This is a genomic window from Streptococcus infantis (assembly GCF_018499575.1).
Classification (GTDB): Bacteria; Bacillota; Bacilli; order Lactobacillales; family Streptococcaceae; genus Streptococcus; species Streptococcus infantis_K.
The window spans coordinates 466,271-489,826 of sequence record NZ_JAHDAP010000001.1 but is presented as its reverse complement, the minus strand read 5'-3'; the positions used below and the strand labels follow the sequence as shown (position 1 = coordinate 489,826).

Below are 23,556 nucleotides of genomic sequence, written 5' to 3'. Positions count from 1 at the left end.
AAATAGGAGAAGAAAATGAAAAAAAATAATCTAAGTAAGTTTGCAAAATTCTTCTTACTTATATTTTTACCATTATTATTCATAGTATTTTCGCAATCTGATGTGGTAAAAGCTGGAGATGTCAGTAACAATATTAGCTCACTGACTGTTTCATCAAATGAAATTACAGATGGTGGACAAACAACCGTTAAGTTTACATTTGACGAACACGCACAAAAAATCCAACCAGGTGACACATTAAAAGTTAATTGGACTAGTTCTGGTACAGTCTATGGGGTAGGTTTTAAAAAGACTATTCCTCTAAACATCGACGGAACTTACGTTGGAGACATGGTCATTACTGATGGCTCTGCTACTGTTACTTTTAACGAAGCTATCAAAAACCTTCAAAACATCCGTGGTTGGGGTGAATTTGAGATTGAAGTTCATAACAATACAGCAACTGATAAAGAACATGTTGGTAAATTTACTATCATCAGTGGAGATAAGACAGTTGATTTAAGCGTTAAGAAAATGGCGACTGGTGTTAATAGCGCTCCATTCTATCTCAAAGCAGGTGATATGCACGCTAACGATCCTGAACACATTCTTTGGACTCTAACCATTAATGCTATGAACTTAGAGGTTGATGGTGACGTTCGTGTGGAAGATGAAATCCAAGGTGGACATTCCCTTGTAAAAGATAGCTTCAGTATTACTACAACAGGTAATAAACCAGGATACTACGGTGGTGCAACTGCTATCGACGATTTCTTAGCTGCCTTTCCTGGATCAACATTCACAATTGATGCTTCTGGAAAAATCACTGTTACAATTCCAAAAGACTTGATCAACAAGACTGGCGTTCTTATTTTCTATCGTACAAAAGTAGAAAACGAAAACCAAAAAGACTTCAAGAACAACACAAAAGTTTGGTACCAAGTCAAAGGTGAAACTGCGGTTGTGGCCAAAGAAGTAAACGCATCTGTGGCAAACATCAATGCAAACGGTGGTGTGGATGGCGATCAAACTTCAACTACCACAACCACAACTACAACCACAACAACAACAACTGAAGAGCCTACAACTACTTCAACTACAACAACTACAACTGAAGAGCCTAAGACTACTACAACTACAACAACTACAACTGAAGAGCCTAAGACTACTTCAACTACAACAACTACAACTGAAGAGCCTAAGACTACTTCAAGCACAACAACTACAACTGAAGAGCCTACAACTACTTCAACTACAACAACAACTGAAGAACCTACAACTACTTCAACTACAACAACTACAACTGAAGAACCTAAGACTACTTCAACTACAACAACTACAACTGAAGAACCTAAGACTACTTCAAGCACAACAACTACAACTGAAGAGCCTAAGACTACTTCAAGCACAACAACTACAACTGAAGAGCCTAAGACTACTTCAAGCACAACAACTACAACTGAAGAATCTAAGACTACTTCAAGCACAACAACTACAACTGAAGAGCCTAAGACTACTTCAAGCACAACAACTACAACTGAAGAGCCTAAGACTACTTCAAGCACAACAACTACAACTGAAGAGCCTAAGACTACTTCAAGTACAACAACTACAACTGAAGAACCTAAGACTACTTCAAGCACAACAACTACAACTGAAGAGCCTAAGACTACTTCAAGCACAACAACTACAACTGAAGAGCCTAAGACTACTTCAAGCACAACAACTACAACTGAAGAATCTAAGACTACTTCAAGCACAACAACTACAACTGAAGAATCTAAGACTACTTCAAGCACAACAACTACAACTGGTGAGTCTAAGACTACTTCATCTACAACAACTACAACTGAAGAGCCTGAATCTACAGTAACTACAACTAAGGATAAACCAGGGCTTCCAGAAACTGGTGAAAGAAAAGGAACATTTGTAACAATTCTTGGTACTATCATCCTTGTTTCATCAATTCTAGTTGTTAGAAATTCACTTAAATCTAAAAATAACTAATTTTAATGAACACAATTAAAGTGGTCTAATTTTAGATGATTTAAGTTCACAACCAAAAAAGGGTTTACTAAAAAAGTAAACCCTTTATTTTTTATGATTTATATTTATGATTTATAATAGAGAAAATCGATAACCATTTTAAAGTTATCGATTTTAAAATGTTTTAATCTTTTTCACCAAGTTTACTATTGATTGTCATCATAATGCTAGCAATCTTTTCACCCCAATATGGATCGGAAGCGTAAAGAACGTTCATACCAGATGATTTGTTACCAAGATAGGTTCTACCTTCATCAATATAATTCTCTCTGATCCATTTAGCTGCACCTAGGATTCCCTTATCAACATTGTCGAAACTCTTTGCAGAATCATATGGAGTGGTATCATAGGCAGCAATACCAAAGAAGTTATTCTTATCTTTAGCAATTTGACTACGTCCCCATGCACTTTCCAGAGCACTGTGGGCCATTAGATAGAGTGCGTTGACCTGATAACGTTTCTCCGCTTCTTTGAAGACCTCTCCTTTACCTGCAAGTCGGCTCCCCTGAATATTCATAAGAGAATACACTTTATCAAGTTCAGCTGCTGTGTAATTTGTTGGCTTTCTTAGGTCTCTATATAGGAATGGATTCTCAACTTTAAAGTTATTAAAGTTTATGCCATCTGCTGAATAGTATTTTGTACCAATAGCCATCGATGAACTGTGAGGTGCAACACGAATACTTGTATAAGGTGAAAGCTCATGATAGACATATCGACCATCACTTGTGTAATGAGGAATAAACTCATTATTAGTGTTAACAGCTACAAGATCACTCTTATTCATAAATCCTGAAAGTCCAGAAATTTGGACTGGAAGTCTGTCACCTTGAGACTCTGTGTCAGAAACAGCAACTATAGTACCTTGAGAAATATAGCTAAGTCTAGCTCCAGAAGCACTATAAACATAGGCTGTAATTGGTTTTACTTTATAATAACTAGATGGGTTAGAGATCCACTTCCCGTTATTTTCAAAGCTATAATTTTTACCATTGATTTTGAGTGTTCCAGTAGCATATAGTCCATCTTCTTTTAGATAATACCAAGCATTGTAACTCTTATCAAAGATCCACTCATTCTTGGCCATATAACCATATGATTTGAGATAGTAGGACCCTTGCCATTGATTTTCAGCATAAGAACCATCTGATTTTAAGTAGAACCAACTATTGTATTTTTTATCAAAGAACCATTCATTTTGAGCCATGGCGCCACTATCTTTTAGGTAGTATTTATCTTTCCATTGACTACTCAACATGACCCCGTCTTTATCAAATAAGTACCAAGAGCTATTAATCTTTTCCCATTTATTACGAACGACTTTTCCTGAATCAGTAGCATAGTACCACTTTTCATCCATTTTTACCCAGTTCTTTTCAGCCATAGCACCGCTAGTCTGAAGAAGATAGTCATTATAAATGGTTTTGCTTAACATGGCACCCGTTTCATCGAAACGATACCAAGAACCGTTGATCTTTTCCCATTTATTACGGATAATCTTTCCTGAGTCAGTTGCATAGTACCACTTCTCATCCATTTTTACCCAACCCTTTTCATGCATAGCTCCGCTAGTCTGAAGAAGGTAGTCATTATAAATGGTTTTGCTTAACATGGCACCAGTTTCATCAAAACGATACCAAGAACCGTTGATCTTTTCCCATTTATTGCGGATAATCTTTCCTGAGTCAGTTGCATAGTACCACTTCTCATCTATTTTCACCCAAGAAGTTTCAACCATAGCACCGCTTTTGTTAAAGAGGTAGTCATCATAGACTGTATTGATAAGCATGATACCATCCTGGTTAAAATAGTACCAGTGTCCAGCTATTTTTTTCCAATTTGTGACGGCCTTTTTATGTTCATAATAACGCCATTGTCCATTCTCTTTTTGCCAACCTTCTTTGTTGACCTCTTCAGTATTTTTTTCTGTTGAAGAATTATCCTTGGTCACGGCTGTTTCTTGCTTCTGTGTCGATTGAGAAGAATCTTTTTCTGTCTGATTGTGTCTTTCGTTTTGGTTCTCTTTCTTGCCTTGCTCTTGACCTTGAGATTGCTTTTTCTCTTTCGCTTCCTTATTCGTTTCATTTGCTACAGTTTTTTCTGAATTTTGTACTTTGTTTGTAGCATGGTTTTCTTCCGCTAATACTGTTGTTTTTGAAATCCCTGCCATGGAAAGAACAACTGTACTTGCTAGCAGTATTTTTTTCATTATTTTATCCTTTCAACTTTAATATCCCTATAGTTTATACTTTTTGGTTGTCGTTTCAAAGACGGTAATTATCCATTTTATTATACAATATAATTTCAAATATAAAAGTAAGATTTTTAAGAAGAAAGAAATTTGTAATATTGTTAAAACATTTTAGAAATAAAAGTCCTAAAAAATAGTCGAACAGTAACTGAACGACTACTTTTTATAATAGATCTAAACTTCCACTGATCTGACATTCTTCTTCATTCGAGTAGGGTTTATAACTATCGATAGAAGAGCTAGGATAACAAATCCGATACCGACATACCAGTAAGGGGCATCAAGTGTGGTTGAACGACCAGATAGATTGACTATGCCTCGGAAAAGTGTACCCGCTGTAATAATTGCTACTGCCGAATTCCATAGATTTAGACTGATACGAGAGAAATGTGGAAGAGCTTTGAGAAAGATTACTAGTATTATCCCACCGACCAGAGGTACGGCGAACAAGTAATGCATGTAAACTGATGTCTCTCCAAAACTAAATGCTTCATAAATTCTAGAAAAAGCAAAGAAGAAAATCGTAATTAGTGTATAAGATATGACTATTTTCTTAAGACGTTTTTTGCCAAGATTAGTAACCGATGTAGACAATATCACTCACCGCCCTTTCTGAAATTTTGTTTCCTCCAGTCGTTGGTTTATTGATAACCTGACCGTTGAAGTAAAGTGTAGAGGATCCCCCACCATCAAGATTGTAGGCAGTCTTTGCACCATAGGATTTCATAACCTCGGCTAGCTGGTACAAAGAGAGACCTTCACTTTCAGAAGTACGTCCGTCAGAAACTACAATAATGTAGTGGTTTTCGTCGATAATACCAATCGCTGTACGAGGATTTGAAGCCATAGCTTGTCCAACTTCTTGGTTTGTTCCTACTGAAATTTCACCGTTTTCGACCAAGGCTGGACCAAAAGCTAAGAGGTTTACAACTCCGTCATTAACAAGTTGCTCAGCCGAAATCTGATCTTCGTAAATAATCTTGAAAGAACCATCTTTATAAATAGCTAAATCACCATTACTAGAATTCTCACGGACAGTATCACGATAGACGACACCATTACGGATAACATATCCTGTTGAGTTAGCTCCGTAATAGTCACCATTAACTGCTAATATTGCATTATTATCTGCAGCAGTTACAGATGTTTTAGCAGTTACGTTTGTTCCAAATGAGTTTTGAGCAAATGCTGTTTTTAGAAAATCTGACGAACTTACCGTTATATCTGCAACATATACCTGGGTATTATTCACCGTCGTTTCAGACAAATTGATAGAGATATTGTCATCCTTATAACTTGAGTCAGTTACTGTTGCTGTTTTAGCAGCTTGACTAGCTTGTGTAGTATTGGAACTTGTACTAGTTGTTGCCACTGTTGAAATAGTTTCAGCTAATACAAAGGTTTTCAGCATAGAGTAACTAAAGGATCCTGTTAAGAGTAGACCGAGAACCGAGGCATAAGCATATCGTTTCTTTAAAAATTTCATAGTACCGTTGTTGTCCTTTCTTTAAAAATGACTTTCTTCTGAACAGTCCATGAGACCGCAAAGAGAAGAATACCGACAATAATCTTAGAGATTAGGAGATTAATTCCAAATACAGTAAAGAATAGACGAATAAGCAGCGTATCTAGAACAAAGAGTCCAACTGCTAAACCAAAGTATCCCATTCCTGTCTTAGCAAGGCTATCGTCGTTTTTAAAGACTAGTTTTTTATTTGTAGAGTAGTTAAAAATAGAGCTGGTCACACGGGCTAGTCCGTTGGCTAGGAAAATACGTAAACTCGTCGGAACTGTCGACAAAATCAAGATTGCTAGGGCGTAGACAACATAGTCAACAACAAAGCTACTAAGAGATGATAAGGCAAATTTAAAAATATTTTTATAAATCATTAATCCATCTCTAATCGGACGGAAGTGTGATGCTTCATTATCATTGATATAAACTGTTTCAATGGGGACTTCTAAAATTTGATATTCTTTGCTTGCTTTGAGCAGCATGTTCATTTCGTATTCGTAACGATTTCCTTCTATTTTTAACATAAAAGGAATAAGATTTGTTGTAAAAGCACGAAGTCCTGTTTGTGTATCTGTTACTCCTACTCCTGTTTGCAGTTTAAAGAGTGCTTTTGTTAAGCTATTTCCAAAACGACTACGAAGAGGTACTTTACCTGTGAAGGCACGCACACCTAGGATTAGCTTGTTAGGATTTTCAGAAGCTTTATTAGCCGTACGGAAAATATCCCAAATCTTATGCTGACCATCTGCGTCTGCCGTTACGACTGTTCCATGGCTATTTTGTTTTTGGATATAAGTGAAAGCCGTTTTAAGTGCTTGGCCTTTACCTTGGTTCACTTGGTGACGGAGTACCGTAGCATATTGTTCTGCTTTATCAAAGATAGTTTGACACTTTGATGAACTACCGTCGTCAATAACTAGGATATGAAAATCACTCTTTTCGTGGATTTTTTCAATGAGTTTGATAAGTTTATTATCAGGTTGATAAGCTGGAATTACTATATAGTTCATACCGGCACTCCTTTCTTAGTGATGGTATGAATATACAGAATTCCGCTTAAAGATAACTTATATCAGTTTTCTTTAAGAAAAAGTTTAGAATAATTTAAGGTTTTGAAAAGATTGTTAATCGTTTCTTGGAATAAATATACACAATATCCCTTAAATGCCTCAGACTTCACTTAACAAATCATTCAATTAAAAAAGTCAGCCCCAAAGGGTTGACTCATGTTAAATCTTTGATTGAGACTCACTTATTATCGTGTGTCTTTTTTAATAGTGAAATTCCAAAGAATCCCATTAGAATAGATGCGATAGTAAAGAATAATTTAGAATTTGCCTCACCTGTATTTGGTAACTGTGCTTGTTCTGCTACAGATTTTGACTCTGCTTCTGTTGCTTTTTCGGAACTAAAAGACTGTATCTGTCCAGATTCAGAACTAGAACCAGGAATCGGATCTACCGTAGTTGTAGTTGTTGGCTCTACTGTTGTAATTGTTGGTTCTACTGTCGTTACAGTTGTTGGTTCTACTGTCGTTGTAGTTGTTGGTTCTACTGTCGTTGTAGTTGTCGGTTCTACTGTCGTTGTAGTTGTTGGTTCTACTGTCGTTGTAGTTGTCGGCTCTACTGTCGTTGCAGTTGTTGGTTCTACTGTCGTTGCAGTTGTTGGTTCTACTGTCGTTGTAGTTGTCGGTTCTACTGTCGTTGTAGTTGTCGGTTCTACTGTCGTTGTAGTTGTTGGTTCTACTGTCGTTGTAGTTGTTGGTTCTACTGTCGTTGTAGTTGTCGGCTCTACTGTCGTTGTTATGATTTCCTTTTCATATTCATAAGCAATATGAACTGTTCCATTTTTCAACGTTCCAGTTTCCGAATCAGAAGAAGTCGAGAGTCCAACAAGACGATATATGATTCCATCAACCATTATTTTGTCAGGTCGTTCAATGTTATTATCCCCGACTTTGTATGTAACTAACTCTCCAGTTGAATCATAAATAGGAAATTCAGAAATCTTGTTGTATGTTTCTTTTAATTTTTGGTTAGTACCTTTGATAAGATAATCTACAATTACATTACCTGTATATAAAGGCGATACATCTTGGTCAGCCATATCTTCTTTTTCAGATACATAATAAACTACATTCGTGTTTGCCCTTAGCGTAAATTTATCAACATAATTGAAAAAAGTTGATTTATCTATATTGGTATCTTCAGGAATTCTTGTCCAATCACCATTATTTGGGGTGATATAGGTATTGGGATTGGACACTGACTTGATAAGATGACCATTCCTTACATAACTTTCATCAATGGATGAAGGGTCTCCCATACCACCAATAACGTCACTATTCAAGTCGGCAGCAAAATAATGGTTAGAATATTCTTCTAAGTTTTGAGAGCCTGTTTCATAGCTATTAACACCACCTTCTTGACTAGCTTTCCAAACCATTCTAGCGTCAATTGGTAAGTATTTTATTTTCTTTGCTTCATCAATTGGAACTGTAACTTCTACTTTGTAAGCTTGACTCTTATCAAAATTGGTAAACAAACCATAAGATTCAACTTTGCCATCTGTCATATATCCATATTCGTAGTTGCTAGTATTGACTACATAAGGTGTTTTCCCAGATTCCAGTTCTTCAGAAGTCGGTGTATTAAAGGTTTCTCGATCATAATTTTCTGTATCATCAAAGCCAACCTCTTTCATTGGAGCATTGACATTGATAGGTTTGCCCTTTGCGTCTCGTGTACCAACAAGAGTGAATTGTACCGTAGCATTCTTAATCTTTGGAACTCGAATCAAAAGATCATTTACTGTTTGTGTATGGTCACTAGAATGCATTCTCTGGTAAGCAACTATATAGCTATAAGTGACACTCTTCCCATCTTTACTTATAGTAGCATTCTGCCCCTCTACGTTAACATGGCCACCTTCAGAAATAACATTATCGTTTAGTTTTGTTTCTACGTTATTTTCTTCTGTTACAGCAATAGATGATTCGAATGATTTGTTAGAGTCATCAATTTGGTTTGATGTAGAAGACTCTAGTTTTGAGATGCTATTATCACTATAACCCGAATTTTCTTGGATAGCAATAGTTTCTGTACTTATATTCTCATCAGATTTAACAATGAATTGTGTATATGAATTCAATACAAAAATTGAAAATGATGTAAGCCCTAATTTTACTAATTTATTCATTTGAAAAGACTCCTTTTAAAAATACCAACTATAAAAACAAAATCACTTGTCTAAATAACCATAATCTATTGTAAACGAAAGTTAATTAAAATGCAAGGAATTATACAATTTATATACTTTATAAACGTTTTTTTTATAATTTTTTAAAAGTAACAGAGTCATAAATATTTTTAATTAACTAGCTTAAGCCCCTTCGCTTATAATGGAACAGTATTTCTTCTTTTACTCTATTTTATCTCTTAATTTCTCGACAAAGAGATAGGCTGCAGGACAGGTTAGAGTGTTTTTGATACTCAAGTTATTGATTTGATAAATCTTTTTACGGTCGGTATGTGGAAATTCTCTACAAGCCTTGGGACGGACATCATAGATGGAACAGAGATTATCGCCACCTAAGAAGGGACAAGGCATTGACTTAAAGACCTTATCACCGTCTTCATCAACTTGGAGAAACTCGGCTTCGAAAGCAGGTAATTTCATTTTAAAATATTTGGCAATGCGTGTGATATCTGCTTCTTTAAAGTCTGGTCCAAGGCTCTTGCAACAGTTAGCACAAGCTGTACAATCAATTTCTTCAAACACTTCCTGGTGAATCTCCAGCGCAATCTTATCTAGGTTTTTTGGAGCTTTCTTTTTCAAATTCCCAAGAAATTTCCGATGCTCCTTTTGCTTTTGTAATGCTAGTTGGTGGTAGTATTCGATATCGATTTCTTTTGACATAGATTCTTTAACATCCTTTTCTGAAACTAGTATACCATAACTGAAAATAAATAAAAACTACTGCCAAGGAAGGCAATAGTTATTACAAGATTAGTTAACTTCGACCACCTCAACCAAATCTTTGCCAAGTAAGATCAAATATTTTTCAACTTGATCTATTTGGTAAGAACGAGACAAGGCTTCTGCATATAGAGATAATTGACCTCTATAACGTTCAATCAGTTGACTTGGATATTCATAATGATCTGTCTTGTAGTCAAAGAGAACAATTTTATCCTCATAAACTAGATAACCATCTAAAATCCCACGAACAACAAAGTCTTCCTGACTCTTAGCATCTCTTTTTAACATAGAGAAGGGTTGTTCTCTATAAAGTTTGTCTTGATTTGCAAGAATCACTTGGCCAAGATCTGTATCAAAGAAAGACAAGATTTTTTCTAGATTTACTTTTTCTTTAACCGCTGAGCTCGCTTGCACCTGTTCTAAGGCTTCTGCTAGAGTTTCTAAACTTGGCTTCTGAGAAAGGTTGATTCGTTGCATGAGTTCATGGGTGGCACTACCAATCTCAGCTCCAGTGACTTTTTCTGTCTTGGAGAAGTCTGGAAGTTCAAACTGAATGCTATTTTCTTTCGGTTTAGTTTGACCAGCTACCACTACACCGTCCATATCCATGACCGGTTCATAGAACTTTTTAATCTGACTTGGTGTCTGAACGCTTGGAAGATTGATTGCTGCACGGTGGATTTCATTATACACTTCCACTTCTTTCAGCATTTCTAAAGCTTCCTTGATTGTATCAGATTGTCGATTGTTTGCTTGGGATTGATCTTGAAGTTGACTTTTATTTTCCAACTCTCCAATAGCTTCCTTGGTCAGCTGTTCTTCACCTTCAAAGCGCACACTAAAGCATAAGGCCTCTTTAGAAAAGGCCTGATAGATTGACCAAATCCAGTCCTGGAAATTTTGAGAGTTGAGTCTAGTTTCACGAGTCAAAAGACCTTTCCCATTTGTAGGATATTCTTTAGACTCCAACTTTTCTCGAGATCCCTTTCCGACTAGATAGAGCTTTTTCTCAGCACGAGTCATGGCTACATAAAGTAAACGCATAAGTTCAGAATAGCTTGCTAATTGGAGCTCTTCCTCATTTTGAGTATAAGTCAAGCTTGGAATAGATAACTTTATAGTTGTTGGAAGATATTTCTCTTTTGCGTTTGTAGCGACTCTAGCTACGTACTTAAGACCAAGGCCGTTTTTTCGACTTAGGATCACTTCAGACATAGAATCTTGCTTGTTAAATTGCTGATCAATATTGAGAATAAAGACATAAGGGAACTCAAGCCCCTTACTCTTATGAATACTCATCAGCTCAACAGCATCCTTAGGTGGAGCTACAGCGACACTAGCAAGGTCATGCTTAGCCTCTAAGACTTGATCAATCATAGCAATGAAACGAGATAAACCTTTAAAATTACTCTTTTCAAACTGGTCAGCTCGTAGAGCTAGAGCGTAGAGGTTGGCCTGTCTAGCCTGACCATTTGGCAAGGCACCAACATAATCATAGTAGAAACGTTCGCTATAAATTTTCCAAATAAGGTCATAAAGCGAATGCGTTTTTGAGAACAAACGCCAAGAATTAACAGTTTCCATGAAAAAGTTGAGTTTTTTAAGGAGTTCAGATTTTATCAAATCCTTTTGAGGACTAGTATTCGCTTGAGCATTGACTAATTTTTCATAAAAGTTCTCTTGATTCTTATCCTCGGATTTTTGAAGAGCTAGACGTGCCAGTTGATCCTCATCAAAATTAAACATAGGAGACTTCATGAGAGCTACTAAAGCGAAGTCCTGCAGAGGATTATGGATGACACGAAGAGTATCCAACATAACCTGCACTTCTAAAGATTGCAAATAATTGTTTAGAGCGCCATCAGTTTTAACTGGTATCCCATATTCCGACAAAGCAAGTAAAACCTGGTCATTCCGACTTCTGCTGGCAGTCAAGAGAGCAATGTCATTGAAAGGAACGCCTTTATCATTGTGAAGATGCATTATCTCCTTAATGACCATCCGCATTTCACCAGTCAGTTTGTTGTTTGTAAGATTTTCTTCGTCATCAGTATCGCCAGCTTCATCCTTATCATACAAGAGAACTTCTGCCTTGTTTTCTAGATCTGGGTGTAAATCAGTATTTCCAAAAACAAGTTGATGCATGACGTCATAAGAAATCTCTCCAACTTCCTCGTCCATAAGATGCATAAAGACATCATTAGTGGCATCTAAAACTTCTGAACTACTACGGAAGTTTTCCTTAAGCAGTATTAATTGACCTTCTTTGCTATCTTGAGCAAAGCTGTGGAATTTTTCGTTGAAGATTTGTGGATCTGCTTGTCTGAAACGATAAATAGACTGCTTAATATCGCCCACCATAAAACGATTGTAGCCGTTTGAGAGGAGTTCCAACATTCTTTCCTGGATATGGTTGGTATCTTGGTACTCATCGACCATGACTTCGTGGAAGCGTTCCTGATACTCTTGTCGCACCTGAGGGAAGTTTTCCAATATCTCAATGGTATAGTGGCTAATATCAGCAAATTCAAAGGCATTTTCTTCACGCTTACGCTTTCGATAGGCATCAACAAAATCACTCATAAAAACTTGAAAAATCTTTGCTAAATCCCAAGACTCTTGATGATACTCTTCCTGGAATTTCAATAAAGTCATTTTGTCATTTAGTGCAATTAGCTTTTCAAACTTGTCTTTTCTCTCTTGGTTGTATGCTTCTTTTAGAACTTGGACTTCAGCCTTACGACTAGCATTTGTAAGAGCACGGCCACCCTTATCCTTAGAAATACCCACAACTCTCTCTAAAACTTCTTGGTATTGCTTAAAAGTTGATTCAGACGTTAAAGCTCCAATTTCGTCAAGAACTTGTTGGACAGATTCTAGGTAGGCTGCTTTTCCAAATTCCTTGGCATCATTCTCTAAATGGTAACGGAGGAAACTTTCCAAATCCCAGAGTTTTTCCTTAATATCCTCTGCTAGTTCTTCTTTAGCAATGGTAAAATCAGCCTTTTCGAAGCCTTTTAAGAAAGATTCCTGTAACCAAGCCTGAGGATTACTAGTGGATTGTAAGAACTCATAAATCATATAGACCTGTTTACGCAATCCACGTGCATCCTTGCTTTTACCCGCAAAGTTCTTGACCAACTGACTAAACTGTTCTTGTTCCTTACCTTGGTAGTGTTTTTCAAAAACCTGCCGAAACACATCATTCTTTAAGAGGAGTTGCTCACTTTCATTCTCAAGAATCCGAAAGTTTGGGGCGAGGTCAATCAGATAACCATGTTTAGCCAGGAACTTCTGGGTAAAAGAGTCCATGGTCCCAATGGCAGCGTTTGGTAAATCAGCTAATTGTCTGCCGAGGTGTTTTTTTAGTTCGAGGTCTTGCGTTTCTTGGATTTGTTGGCTGATTTTCTTTTCCAAGCGTTCTTTTAACTCGGTTGCTGCCTTAACGGTAAAGGTAGAGATAAAGAGTTGGCGGATTTCTACGCCACGCCCTAACTGGTCAAGAATCCGTTCAGCCATGACAAAAGTTTTTCCTGAACCAGCTGAAGCTGAGACAAGGATGTTTTGTCCAGAGCTATAAATAGCTTGAATTTGTTCAGCTGTTTTCTTAGGTTTCTTGTTAGACTGAGCTTCTGCTATTTGTAACTCTTTAATCTCTTCTTGAGATAAAAATTTCATCGCTCCAACTCCTCTCTGATTTTATTAAACCATGCTTCCTTGTCATTGCTCTTAGCTACCTTATCTAACAATCTAGCCTGACCTAGATGATAATTAGCTTCAAAACCTGTAATAGACTGATATTGCTGAACATAGGGCGCAATGCTTCTACCGTTTTCAGTATATGGATTAATAGCAAATTGGCCAGATAAAATCTTCTCTGCTGCTTTCTTGTAGATAAGGGTGTTGTAGTCCAGTAATAACTGGAATTCCTCATCAGACAACTGATAGGTCTTGTTTTTATTGTATAGTTCTCCAAGGTTCTTTATCTCTTTTTCAAGAAATAGTCCTTGGTATTTCATACTCTTATTGGTTTCAGTTACTGCCTTTGAAAGAGTTTTAACAGTTTGTAATGACTGAGTTGGTTCAGACATTTCTAAGTACATAGCACCAAAGAAGTCTTTATTTCCTTCTTTATTAAGAGCAGCCAAATATGTTGGCAATTGTGAGTTTAGACCGTTAAAAAAGAGAGGAAAATTAAATTGAGTTAGAGAAGATTTGTAGTCTACAACACCAATAGCATCTGATGTTTTCAAACGGTCAATACGATCGACCTTCCCACGAACATAAATATTACGACCATTATCTAACTGTACAAAAGCTTGTTCCTTGCCACCAAAAACAGCCTCCTCTTGAATTGTTTCGACATCAGCATTGTGACGAAGAATATGTCCAGTAGCTCGTGCCACATCTAAGAGGACTTCTTTGCTTAATTGGGCTTCCAAACTTTCCTGATAAATAGCTTGAAACTCGCGCTCTTGGCTGGTTTCAGAGATTGCTTGTTCTAAGCGACAATCAAAAGATGTATCGGCAGGAAGTTTCATGGCTCGTTCAAAAATACGATGCAAGAAATTCCCGTGACTTCGAGCATCAGGTCGCAGACGTAATTCCTCCTGCAATCCTAATACATAACGAAGGTAATAGCTATATTCATTTCGATAAAACTCCGTTAATCCTGAAGTCGATAGATAAAAATCTTGATCTTGAGGATACAAGGCTTCTAAAGTTTCAGCAGCCAAAGTCTTACTTTTTGGACTTGTTGGTAGGACAGGATTATCAAGACCTTGATCTTCTAATTTTCTCCCCATAACACGAGCTAGAACCTTAATAAAGGTCAAGTCCTGCTCACTTGTCTCCGTCTCACCTTGCTGGTGATAAGCAACAAGACTAGACAACAGACTGTGATAAGAACCAATATCATCCTTTGATAGGTTTTTTCGATCGATTCTCTTTTCAATCTTTGTAAAACCAAAATCCTGCAATTCTTTCAGATAAACTGACTCTTTACTCTCGTTTTCATTGAGTAAACTTGGCGCTGATAAGACTAATTGCTTCTTGGCAGAATTTACCAAAGAAAGCATGGTATAGCGATTCTTCTTCAGATTTTCATGGCTAGCAATCAATAATTGAGAGCCATCTTCAGTATCTTGGTTTAAAACTTCTCTTTCTTCATCACTTAAAAGACTAGTATTTTGAGTAATTTTAGGTAAATTGTCTTGAGTTAAGCCAAGAGCATAGATGTAATCAGAAGTCAAGGGCGCAATCAAATCATAACTTTGCACCAGAACAGTATCTACTGTTGCTGGGATTGTTCGATAATTTGATAAGGACATCCCTGAATGAAGGAGAGCCAAGAAATCATCTAAAGCAACCTGAGAACCTTCAAATACGGTAGCAAATTGCTCCATTACATGGCAAAAGGCCTTCCATACCTCTTCTTGTCTTTCTTGCTCTGCCACTTCCATCGTTTCAGATAAGGATTGTAATTGCTTGGTAACAGATGCATCCTTCAAAAAGTTATTCCATTTTGTAAGGATATTTTCAGTCTTTTTCTTACGACTGGATAATAAAGTTTCTAGTGGATTTAGGACCCGAACACGCAGCCCATTTAATTTTTCTAAATCAAATTTCCCATGATAGTTTTTTGTAAATTCTTGTTTAAAGTTAGAAAGACCATCAATGCCTAGATAGCGAATATATTGTTCAAAGCTATCGATTTCTTCTTGAGCAAGGTCAGTATATAAGCCAGTACGTAAAAGATTAATCAAATCTTCCTGACGGAAATAGTATCGTTTAAGACGTCCCACAGATTCTACAAATTGAGTCAAAGGATGATGAGCCATAGACTCACTCTTTCCCAGATAGAAGGGAATCTGATATTGATTAAAAATTGTCTGCAAGGACAGTTTATAAGACTCTACGTCTCCTAGTAAGATACGAAAATTTTTGTAGCTTAGTTCAGCTTCTTGGTGCAATTTCTGGCGAATACTACGAGCAACGAGCTCCAGCTCTTCTTTTTGTGTCAGACAAGACCAGATTTGCAAGTCTTCTCTATCCTTATCATTCACATCAATGCTGATTTCAGAAAAATCATAAGCGCTTTCCAGTAATTTTGAGGCTTTAGCAAAGGAATCAAGATTTTTATGTTCTTGACATACATCTTCAGCCTTGGTCTGATATTTAAAAGCTAAATGACGTAAAAACTCAACACTGGCTTGATAGAGATTGCCTTCACTAAAGGGGCTAGTGTAGGCTTTCTTAGTCGCATATACGCCAATAATAATCTCTACACCCTTACGATGAAGCAAATCCACTAGGTGTTCCTCTTCTGCAGAAAAACGGGTAAAACCATCAATGACTAGGGCAATCTGACTAAAATCACTGCTTACCTTGTTCTCTTCGATAGCATCAATCAGATACGATAATGGACTCCCTTGTGAAACTTGACTTTGATTTAAATACACTGTGATCTTTTCAAAAATTAAGAGCAAATCAGAGCGTTTATCAGTGTCAGTCAGGCTCTCCAAGTCCAAAAAGCTCATCTTTGCCGTCGTCATTTCATGATAAATCTCAATCAGTTGCTGGATGAATTGCGGATCTTGCTTAATAGCCCCGTAAACACGTAAATCCTTAGGGTCAATCTCAGACAGACATTTATAGAAAGCCATACCAAGACCGATATCATCGAGACTAGATTTCTCAGGAATATCATTTAAGACCAGATAACGAGCCATTTGAGCGAAGCGCGTGACTGTGATTGCAAAAGAAGCCTGCTGACTCAAGCACTCCAGCACGGCACGTTCCTTTTCAAAAGAAAGAGAGTTAGGGGCAATGTAAAAGACTCGTTTGCCTTGGGCGACAAGTCCTTGAGCCTCCTTGGTTAGGATATCTGTCAAAGAAGTCCGAATATCTGTATAAAGTAGTTTCATCTCTGCCTCGTTTGTTTATTCATTACCTTTTATTATACCATGATTTAACAGAAGATTCTGTCTCTGATAGCCAAAATGTGCTATAATATAGGCAAAACACGAGAAAGGGAAATACTATGATTAAACTACTTGCTCTTGATATGGACGGTACTCTACTTAACGAAGCCAAGGAAATTCCTCAGGCTCATATTGATGCCATTCATAAGGCTATCGAAAAAGGTGTCAAACTGGTTCTTTGTACTGGCCGTCCTCTCTTTGGAGTCCTACCCTACTATAAGAAGCTTGGTCTTGATTTAGAAAACGAATACGTCATCGTCAACAACGGTTGTTCTACCCATCAAACCAGTGACTGGAGCCTTGTTGACTGGCGCGAACTTAGCAAGTCAGATATTGAATACCTGAATGACCTTGCTGAAAAGAGCGATGTTCAATTAACTCTCTTTGATGAGGAACACTACTTCGTTCTCGGTGGAAAGCCAAATCCTATCGTTCAATACGATGCTACGCTTGTTTTTGCTGACCTGACTGAAATCACACTAGAGGAAGCAACTAGTGGTAAATATCGTATGTTCCAGGGCATGTTCTTAGGTACAAAAGAGCAAACAGATGACTTTGAACAACGTTTTGCTGCTGAACTTTGTCAGAGATTTAGCGGTGTTCGTTCTCAACCAGTCATCTACGAAGCAATGCCACTTGGCACAACCAAAGCTTCTGCCCTTTCTCGTTTAGCTGAGATTTTGGATATCCAACCTTCTGAAATCATGGCTATGGGTGATGCCAATAACGATATTGAGATGTTACAATTTGCTGGATTAGGAGTGGCCATGGGAAATGCCAGTGACTACGTCAAATCTCTCGCTGATGCCGTAACTGCTAGCAATGAAGAAGATGGTGTTGCACGCGCTATTGAGAAATATATTTTGTAAATAAATAAAAGCAACTAGCAGAACATTCTGCTAATTGCTTTTTATTTTTAGAACAAGGCTGTCAAAGCGGTGATAATCCCAAAAACAATCCCTGGTGCATTAGCCGCTGCCAAAGGAATATCACGTTCTTTTTTAAAGAGACCGTAGTATACCCAAAGACTGCAGTTAATAGCAGCTACTGCCGGTTGGATAAAATTCCCTTTTTGACCAGCAAGGTTATTCATAATTTGAGGAATATAGGATACATACATCATTACAGACATAAAGGTTGCGATCCAACCCAATGTTTTCATTTGTTTTTCAGACATTTTTACTCCTTTCAAAAACAGTCTCCATTATACACTATTTTAAAAGATCGTGTATGAAAAAAATTCTTTTGTTAAGAAAATGTAAACTATCACAAGATTGTGATAAGTGTATTCGCAAAATCCCCCTTGCGATTACAAGAGGGAATCTTAATCATTTTGAAAACTTACTTTTTCTCAATCGGTGCTACACTGGCTAGCAATTTTTTGAGACCGACTTCTGGGAAGTTAATTTTCAATTCCTGAGTTGATCCACTACCTGATACTTCAAGAACCGTACCTTCACCCCATTTTTTATGAAGGGCAATATCCCCAATAGACCAGCTTGTCTCGCTAGAAGCAGATTTAGAACCAGCTGCAAACTGTCCAAATGGTAGACCACTTGACTGGATAGACGTAGGCGCAGCATTGCGTTTTCGTTCTTGTAGTGCTTGAGCTAAGCTCATTCCTTTACCAAATGTAGTCCCACCACTGCTGTAAGAAGCTTTAAAGCTTGTATTACTAGGACGAGCTAGACCTTGATAGTCAAGCAAGTCCGAACTGATTTCATTGATAAAACGGGTCGGACGATTGTAACTCGTGCGCCCGAAAAGCAGGCGAGAGTTGGCATTTGTCAGATAGAGAATTTTCTCGGCGCGCGTGATTCCTACATAGGCCAAACGACGTTCTTCTTCCAGTTCATCTGGGTCTTCGGATGAACGACTAAGTGGAAAGACATTTTCCTCCATACCAATGATAAAGACAACTGGGAACTCGAGCCCTTTGGCAGCATGTAAGGTCATCAAGGTTACTTCTGATGTTTCTTGACTGCCTGAGTCAGTATCTGCAATCAAAGCCAAGTCATTCAAGAAACGACTGAGTTTATCCAAGCCAGTTTCTTCCTCTTGACTTTCAGGATTATCATCAAAGTTTTTGGTAACAGATAAGAATTCCTCGATATTTTCAATCCGAGCCTTGCTCTCCAAGGTAGCTTGGGCATTCAGAATATCTACGTATCCCGTTTTTTCTAATACTGCTTCAACCAGTTCGGTGATGGTTAATTGGTCCAGTTGCTCCCGTAAATCAAGAATCATATTTGCAAAATCCCAAATAGACTGGGCTACCTTACCTTTGATACCTGATAACATGATATTTGCAGAAGCATCCAGCATAGACATCTCTTGCATATTCGCAAAGTCACGAATCTTCTCAACAGTTCCTGGACCAATACCACATTTTGGTTCATTGATAATGCGTTCAAAACTGATATTGTCGCTCAAATTGGCAATGAGGTTAAGATAAGCAATGATATCACGAATTTCCTTACGGCTGTAGAATTTTGTTCCACCAACCATGGTATAAGGAATATTGGACTTGAGCAGAGCTTCTTCAATGGTACGTGACTGGGCATTGGTACGATAAAGAACTGCAAAGTCTTTATGGAGGAAGTTGTGGCTACGGCCAAGTTCATCGATGGTTTTGGCTACAAAAACAGCCTCATCTTGTTCGTCATTGGCACGATAGTAGACAATTTGTTCCCCATCCGCATTTTGAGTCCATAGGTTCTTAGGACGGCGATTTTTATTGTTTTTAATAACGTCATTAGCTGCTTGGAGAATGGTTTTGGTTGAGCGATAGTTTTCCTCCAATAAAACAACCTTGGCTTTGGGATAGTCTTTCTCAAAATCCAAGATATTCTGCATATCAGCACCACGCCAACCGTAGATAGACTGGTCCGCATCCCCAACAACACAGATATTTTTAAAGCGAGAAGCCAACAGTTTAACTAGTTGGTACTGGGCATGGTTGGTATCTTGGTACTCATCGACATGGATATATTGGAACTTTTGCTGATAGTAAGTCAAGACATCAGGATTTTGATCAAACAGACGCAAGGTCAACATAATCAAATCATCAAAGTCCACCGACTCTGACTGACGAAGTTCCTTTTGATAGGCCGTATAACATTTAGCGACAATATCTGCATACAAATCTCCTGCTTGGGCAGCAAAAGCCACATCATCAATCAGGTCATTTTTAGCATTGGAAATGGTCCCCAAAATAGTCCGTTCATTCCATTTTTTTGGATCCAAGTTTAACTGCTTGAGAATACGTTTCATCAGTGTTCGCTGCTCACCTGGATCTATGATTGTAAAATTACGATTGTAGCCGATATGGTCTGCATCACGACGTAAGATGCGCACACACATAGAGTGAAAAGTCGCAATCAAACAGTCCTGAGTAGCTGGATTAAGTCCGTAAGCACGCTCTTTCATCTCACGCGCAGCCTTATTGGTAAAGGTAATGGCTAAAATATTCCAGGGATTAACCATCTTTTCGTCAATTAAGTAGGCAATACGGTGAGTCAAAACTCGTGTTTTTCCAGAACCGGCCCCTGCCATAATCAACAGTGGGCCTTCTGTCGTTTGGACCGCTTCAGCTTGTTTGTCATTCATACCGTTTAATAAAGGGTTCATTTTCTCTTCCTTATTCTTCAAATCAATGTTTCTATTATATCAAAAAAGACCAAAAATAACCGGAATTGGAATAATCTACTTATTTTCAAAAAAAAGAACACTAACAAGTGTTCTTTTTATTTTAATCATGAATAGATTGTAAAAGTGTCAACAAGGCTTGAGCCGATCTGCGTCCAGCTTCTACGATAAATTCATCAAATGAAATAGAAGCTTCATGATTCGCATTATCACTCATGGCACGGACAACTAAGAAAGGTAGATTAAGCGCGTGAGCTGCTTGAGCGATAGCCGCTCCTTCCATCTCAACCGCAAGCACCTGAGGAAAATGTTCTTTTATAGCTTTAATCTTATCTTCACCCGCAATAAAACTATCACCGGTCGCAATCAAACCTAAATGCCATTTTTGGTTAAGTTTAGACAAAGTTTCTTGAATCAAGCTAACAAACTTTTTATCTGTTTCAAAGTAGAGTGGTTGTTGAGCCATTTGACCGTATTCATACCCAAAAGCAGTCACATCAACATCATGATAAGCTAGCTTATCAGCAATCACGACATCTCCTACTGAGATACCTTCAGCAAGGGCACCCGCTGAACCTGTATTGATGACAGCATCCACTTTAAAGTGGTCAGCTAAGATTGCGACACTCATGGCAGCCATTACTTTACCAATACCACTCTCTACAAGTACAAGCTCAACAGCTCCAATTTTTCCTGTATGGTAAGTATTGTCCAGAATCTTTTCTTGACCAGCGTTCTCCAGGTGTTGAATCAGGTAGGCTAATTCTTCTGGCATAGCCGCTATAATACCGATTTTCATGACATTCCCCTTAAATAAATCTCATTGCTAAAACTAGCAGAATCAAGAGAAGAATAACAGCAAATAGAATCTTATTCAATTTAGAGTTAAAGACATTTTTCTTGGTATTTTCGATTCGACGACTCTTATGGATTTGAGGTTCAACCTCAATCGTTAAAGTATCCTGACTAAATCCATGGTCACTTGAGCGAGAATTTCCATAATGTTGAGATGAAGTTGATAATATCTTGGTTTCTTCATTGTCCACTAACGTAGGACCTGAGATATTTTCACCACGATTCGCACGCTCAATGATTTCGTCTGTTAATAAAGGTTTTCCCATGGGTTCCTCCTCTATTTTTCTTGTAATTCCCAGTACTGGATTGCCATGATAGTCTTAGCATCACAGATATCACCAGACTGGATAAGTGCTTTGGCTTCTTCTAGACTAACTTCTAGTAACTCCAAGGTCTCATCTTCGTCTTGAGGACGTGGATTTTCAACCTTTCTTAAGTCACTGGCCAAGTATAATCTTAGTCTCTCGTTACAAAAGCCAATGGCAGAATAAAAATCGTACAAAAGACTTAATTTACCAGTGTAAGCCGCTTCTTCTTCTAATTCACGAAGAGCCGCTGCTTCTGGATCTGAATTTTCACCCACTTCAAGCTTTCCTGCCGGAATTTCGTAAGAAACTTTTTCAATCGCCTTACGATATTGCTTGACTAGAACAATCTTATTAGCCTGATTAATAGCAAGGACACATACCGCACCATTATGGAAAATCAAATCACGCTGAGCTGTTCCCTTTCCAGCAGGTAATTCAACCTGGTCTTGAACCAGCTGGAAAATAGGACCGTTATAGATTTCTTTACGGCTAAGTGTTTTTTCTTCAAATTCCATCGTTAACTCCTATTTATTGTTAGGATGATGAGGAAGGCGAGTTGCATATTCGTCCTTGTTCACCTGACGGGCACGACCAATAGCAATGGCATCTGCTGGTACATCTTTTGTAATGGTTGAGCCAGCACCTACAAGAGAATTATCTCCTAGCTCAACTGGAGCAATGATGGTTGAATTCGAACCAACAAAAACATTGTTCCCAATTACTGTCTTGTATTTATTTTTCCCATCATAGTTTACTGTAATAGTACCGGCTCCAAAGTTGACATCACTACCAACTTCACAGTTTCCAATATAAGTTAAATGTCCAGCTTTGGTATTTTCGCCAATGCTAGAACCTTTCACCTCAACAAAGTTTCCAATATGAACATCTTTTGCCAAGCTAGAACCTGGACGAATATGAGCGTAAGGTCCGACTGTAACACCATCAGCAACTGTGCTCTCCTCAATCATAGAGTTGGTAATCACTGCACCTGAACCGATAGTACTATCGACAACATAAGTTCCATTCGTCAAAATAGTCTCAGCACCAATCTTACTAGAACCTTTGATGGTTACATTAGCTTCAATTTGTACATCTGGAGCAATTTCAACATCCACATCAATATAAGTCGCTTCTGGATTTACAAAACTAACACCATTTACCATATGGGCTTGGTTAATACGACGACGCATAACAGCTTCTGCTGTGGCGAGCGCTACACGGTCATTTACTCCGAGACTTTCATCAAAATCTTTGAGAGTATAAGCTCCGACTTTTTCTCCTGCTTCACGGAAAATACCAATCACATCCGTGATATAGTATTCACCTTGAGCATTATTGGTATTGATGTTTTTAAGAGCTTCAAAGAGACGAGCATTATCAAAAACATAAGTACCTGTATTGATTTCTTTGATTTGCTTTTCAAAATCAGTCGCATCTTTTTGTTCAACAATTCTTAGTACTTCAGCATTATCATTGCGAACAATACGTCCATAACCAAATGGATCTTCAGCTTCTGCAGTAAGAATTGTAGCTACGTTCTTATGATTTACGTGAAAATCAATCAAGTTCTTTAAACTCTCACCAGTGATTAGCGGTGTGTCACCAGCAATAACCAATGTTTGTCCAGAAAGGCCCTCAAGAATTGGCTCGGCCATCATAACCGCATGACCAGTTCCTAATTGTTCGGACTGTCTCACAAAATCAGTTTGACCAGCTAAAACTTGTTCCACTAGTTCTGCCTTATGTCCAACTACAGTAACTGTTTTTTCAGGATTAATTGCGCCAACGCTACGAAAAACATGCTCAAGCATAGAAATTCCTGCAACCTTGTGCATAACTTTAGGTAGATCTGATTTCATACGGGTACCCTTACCCGCTGCTAAAATAATTGCATAATTTGCCATATTTTTCTCTTTTCTATAGAAATTCTTTATTATTATACCACAATTTACTTCACGATACACAAATTTGCTGACCTCAACCTAACGC

At 37.8% G+C, this 23,556-nt stretch carries 16 protein-coding genes; 2 read left to right on the top strand and 14 right to left on the bottom strand.

Translation table 11 applies throughout. The annotated features are described in order from the left end of the window. Nucleotides 1-15 precede the first annotated feature (15 nt). Nucleotides 16-1,986 (top strand): Gamma-glutamyltranspeptidase, encoded by a 1,971-nt coding sequence (locus KJR31_RS08535; protein WP_250319669.1) that lies wholly within the window; start codon nt 16-18, stop codon nt 1,984-1,986. Between the two features lie 163 nt (nt 1,987-2,149). Here KJR31_RS08535 and KJR31_RS02365 read toward each other — a convergent pair whose 3' ends face one another. The 8 genes from KJR31_RS02365 to rexB form a co-directional block, all read right to left on the bottom strand. Then, the gene (locus tag KJR31_RS02365) at nt 2,150-4,234 is read right to left on the bottom strand and encodes a glucosaminidase domain-containing protein (protein WP_214261900.1); all 2,085 of its coding nucleotides are present in this window, start codon (nt 4,232-4,234) and stop codon (nt 2,150-2,152) included. A 216-nt stretch (nt 4,235-4,450) separates the two neighbouring features. Then, nucleotides 4,451-4,876, bottom strand: coding sequence for a hypothetical protein (locus KJR31_RS02360; protein ID WP_214261899.1), 426 nt, complete (start codon nt 4,874-4,876; stop codon nt 4,451-4,453). After that, on the bottom strand, nt 4,851-5,762 hold the full coding sequence (locus KJR31_RS02355; protein ID WP_214261898.1) for a phosphodiester glycosidase family protein: 912 nt from the start codon (nt 5,760-5,762) through the stop codon (nt 4,851-4,853). Before KJR31_RS02355 ends, KJR31_RS02360 begins: the two co-directional genes overlap by 26 nt. Continuing rightward, nucleotides 5,759-6,802, bottom strand: a complete 1,044-nt coding sequence (locus KJR31_RS02350) for a bifunctional glycosyltransferase family 2/GtrA family protein (protein WP_214261897.1) — start codon at nt 6,800-6,802, stop codon at nt 5,759-5,761. Before KJR31_RS02350 ends, KJR31_RS02355 begins: the two co-directional genes overlap by 4 nt. Nucleotides 6,803-7,040: 238 nt before the next feature. Continuing rightward, nucleotides 7,041-8,990, bottom strand: a complete 1,950-nt coding sequence (locus KJR31_RS02345) for an LPXTG cell wall anchor domain-containing protein (protein ID WP_214261896.1) — start codon at nt 8,988-8,990, stop codon at nt 7,041-7,043. 222 nt (nt 8,991-9,212) lie between these two features. After that, nucleotides 9,213-9,710 carry a YkgJ family cysteine cluster protein gene (locus tag KJR31_RS02340; RefSeq protein WP_214261895.1) on the bottom strand — a complete coding sequence of 166 codons (498 nt, stop codon included), beginning with the start codon at nt 9,708-9,710 and terminating at the stop codon, nt 9,213-9,215. Nucleotides 9,711-9,800: 90 nt separating this feature from the next. Then, nucleotides 9,801-13,451, bottom strand: a complete 3,651-nt coding sequence (gene addA / locus KJR31_RS02335; RefSeq protein ID WP_214261894.1) for a helicase-exonuclease AddAB subunit AddA — start codon at nt 13,449-13,451, stop codon at nt 9,801-9,803. Beyond that, nucleotides 13,448-16,699, bottom strand: coding sequence for an ATP-dependent nuclease subunit B (gene rexB, locus KJR31_RS02330; RefSeq protein WP_214261893.1), 3,252 nt, complete (start codon nt 16,697-16,699; stop codon nt 13,448-13,450). Before rexB ends, addA begins: the two co-directional genes overlap by 4 nt. A gap of 116 nt (nt 16,700-16,815) precedes the next feature. Here rexB and KJR31_RS02325 point away from each other — a divergent pair, with 116 nt between their 5' ends. Next, entirely contained in the window at nt 16,816-17,625 is an 810-nt protein-coding gene (locus KJR31_RS02325) for a Cof-type HAD-IIB family hydrolase (protein WP_214261892.1), read from the top strand. A 47-nt stretch (nt 17,626-17,672) separates the two neighbouring features. Here KJR31_RS02325 and KJR31_RS02320 read toward each other — a convergent pair whose 3' ends face one another. The 6 genes from KJR31_RS02320 to glmU form a co-directional block, all read right to left on the bottom strand. Further along, nucleotides 17,673-17,933, bottom strand: a complete 261-nt coding sequence (locus KJR31_RS02320; RefSeq protein ID WP_214261891.1) for a SemiSWEET family transporter — start codon at nt 17,931-17,933, stop codon at nt 17,673-17,675. 164 nt (nt 17,934-18,097) lie between these two features. After that, complete coding sequence (pcrA, locus tag KJR31_RS02315; RefSeq protein ID WP_214261890.1) at nt 18,098-20,386, bottom strand: DNA helicase PcrA; 2,289 nt, start codon at nt 20,384-20,386, stop codon at nt 18,098-18,100. 121 nt (nt 20,387-20,507) lie between these two features. Beyond that, on the bottom strand, nt 20,508-21,203 hold the full coding sequence (locus tag KJR31_RS02310) for a 5'-methylthioadenosine/adenosylhomocysteine nucleosidase (protein WP_214261889.1): 696 nt from the start codon (nt 21,201-21,203) through the stop codon (nt 20,508-20,510). Nucleotides 21,204-21,213: 10 nt separating this feature from the next. After that, entirely contained in the window at nt 21,214-21,525 is a 312-nt protein-coding gene (gene macP / locus KJR31_RS02305; RefSeq protein ID WP_214261888.1) for a cell wall synthase accessory phosphoprotein MacP, read from the bottom strand. A gap of 11 nt (nt 21,526-21,536) precedes the next feature. Further along, nucleotides 21,537-22,082, bottom strand: coding sequence for an NUDIX hydrolase (locus KJR31_RS02300; protein WP_214261887.1), 546 nt, complete (start codon nt 22,080-22,082; stop codon nt 21,537-21,539). A 9-nt stretch (nt 22,083-22,091) separates the two neighbouring features. Next, nucleotides 22,092-23,471: a bifunctional UDP-N-acetylglucosamine diphosphorylase/glucosamine-1-phosphate N-acetyltransferase GlmU gene (gene glmU, locus KJR31_RS02295; RefSeq protein ID WP_214261886.1), complete on the bottom strand. Its 1,380-nt coding sequence runs from the start codon at nt 23,469-23,471 to the stop codon at nt 22,092-22,094. Between the last annotated feature and the right edge of the window lie 85 nt (nt 23,472-23,556).

Coding starts and splice junctions, on each gene's coding strand:
- macP (WP_214261888.1), bottom strand. CDS start 21,525: ATGGGAAAACCTTTATTAACAGACGAAATCATTGAGCGTGCGAATCGT.
- KJR31_RS02365 (WP_214261900.1), bottom strand. CDS start 4,234: ATGAAAAAAATACTGCTAGCAAGTACAGTTGTTCTTTCCATGGCAGGG.
- KJR31_RS02355 (WP_214261898.1), bottom strand. CDS start 5,762: ATGAAATTTTTAAAGAAACGATATGCTTATGCCTCGGTTCTCGGTCTA.
- KJR31_RS02350 (WP_214261897.1), bottom strand. CDS start 6,802: ATGAACTATATAGTAATTCCAGCTTATCAACCTGATAATAAACTTATC.
- KJR31_RS02310 (WP_214261889.1), bottom strand. CDS start 21,203: ATGAAAATCGGTATTATAGCGGCTATGCCAGAAGAATTAGCCTACCTG.
- KJR31_RS02345 (WP_214261896.1), bottom strand. CDS start 8,990: ATGAATAAATTAGTAAAATTAGGGCTTACATCATTTTCAATTTTTGTA.
- KJR31_RS08535 (WP_250319669.1), top strand. CDS start 16: ATGAAAAAAAATAATCTAAGTAAGTTTGCAAAATTCTTCTTACTTATA.
- glmU (WP_214261886.1), bottom strand. CDS start 23,471: ATGGCAAATTATGCAATTATTTTAGCAGCGGGTAAGGGTACCCGTATG.
- KJR31_RS02325 (WP_214261892.1), top strand. CDS start 16,816: ATGATTAAACTACTTGCTCTTGATATGGACGGTACTCTACTTAACGAA.
- KJR31_RS02300 (WP_214261887.1), bottom strand. CDS start 22,082: ATGGAATTTGAAGAAAAAACACTTAGCCGTAAAGAAATCTATAACGGT.
- KJR31_RS02320 (WP_214261891.1), bottom strand. CDS start 17,933: ATGTCTGAAAAACAAATGAAAACATTGGGTTGGATCGCAACCTTTATG.
- KJR31_RS02340 (WP_214261895.1), bottom strand. CDS start 9,710: ATGTCAAAAGAAATCGATATCGAATACTACCACCAACTAGCATTACAA.
- pcrA (WP_214261890.1), bottom strand. CDS start 20,386: ATGAACCCTTTATTAAACGGTATGAATGACAAACAAGCTGAAGCGGTC.
- addA (WP_214261894.1), bottom strand. CDS start 13,451: ATGAAATTTTTATCTCAAGAAGAGATTAAAGAGTTACAAATAGCAGAA.
- rexB (WP_214261893.1), bottom strand. CDS start 16,699: ATGAAACTACTTTATACAGATATTCGGACTTCTTTGACAGATATCCTA.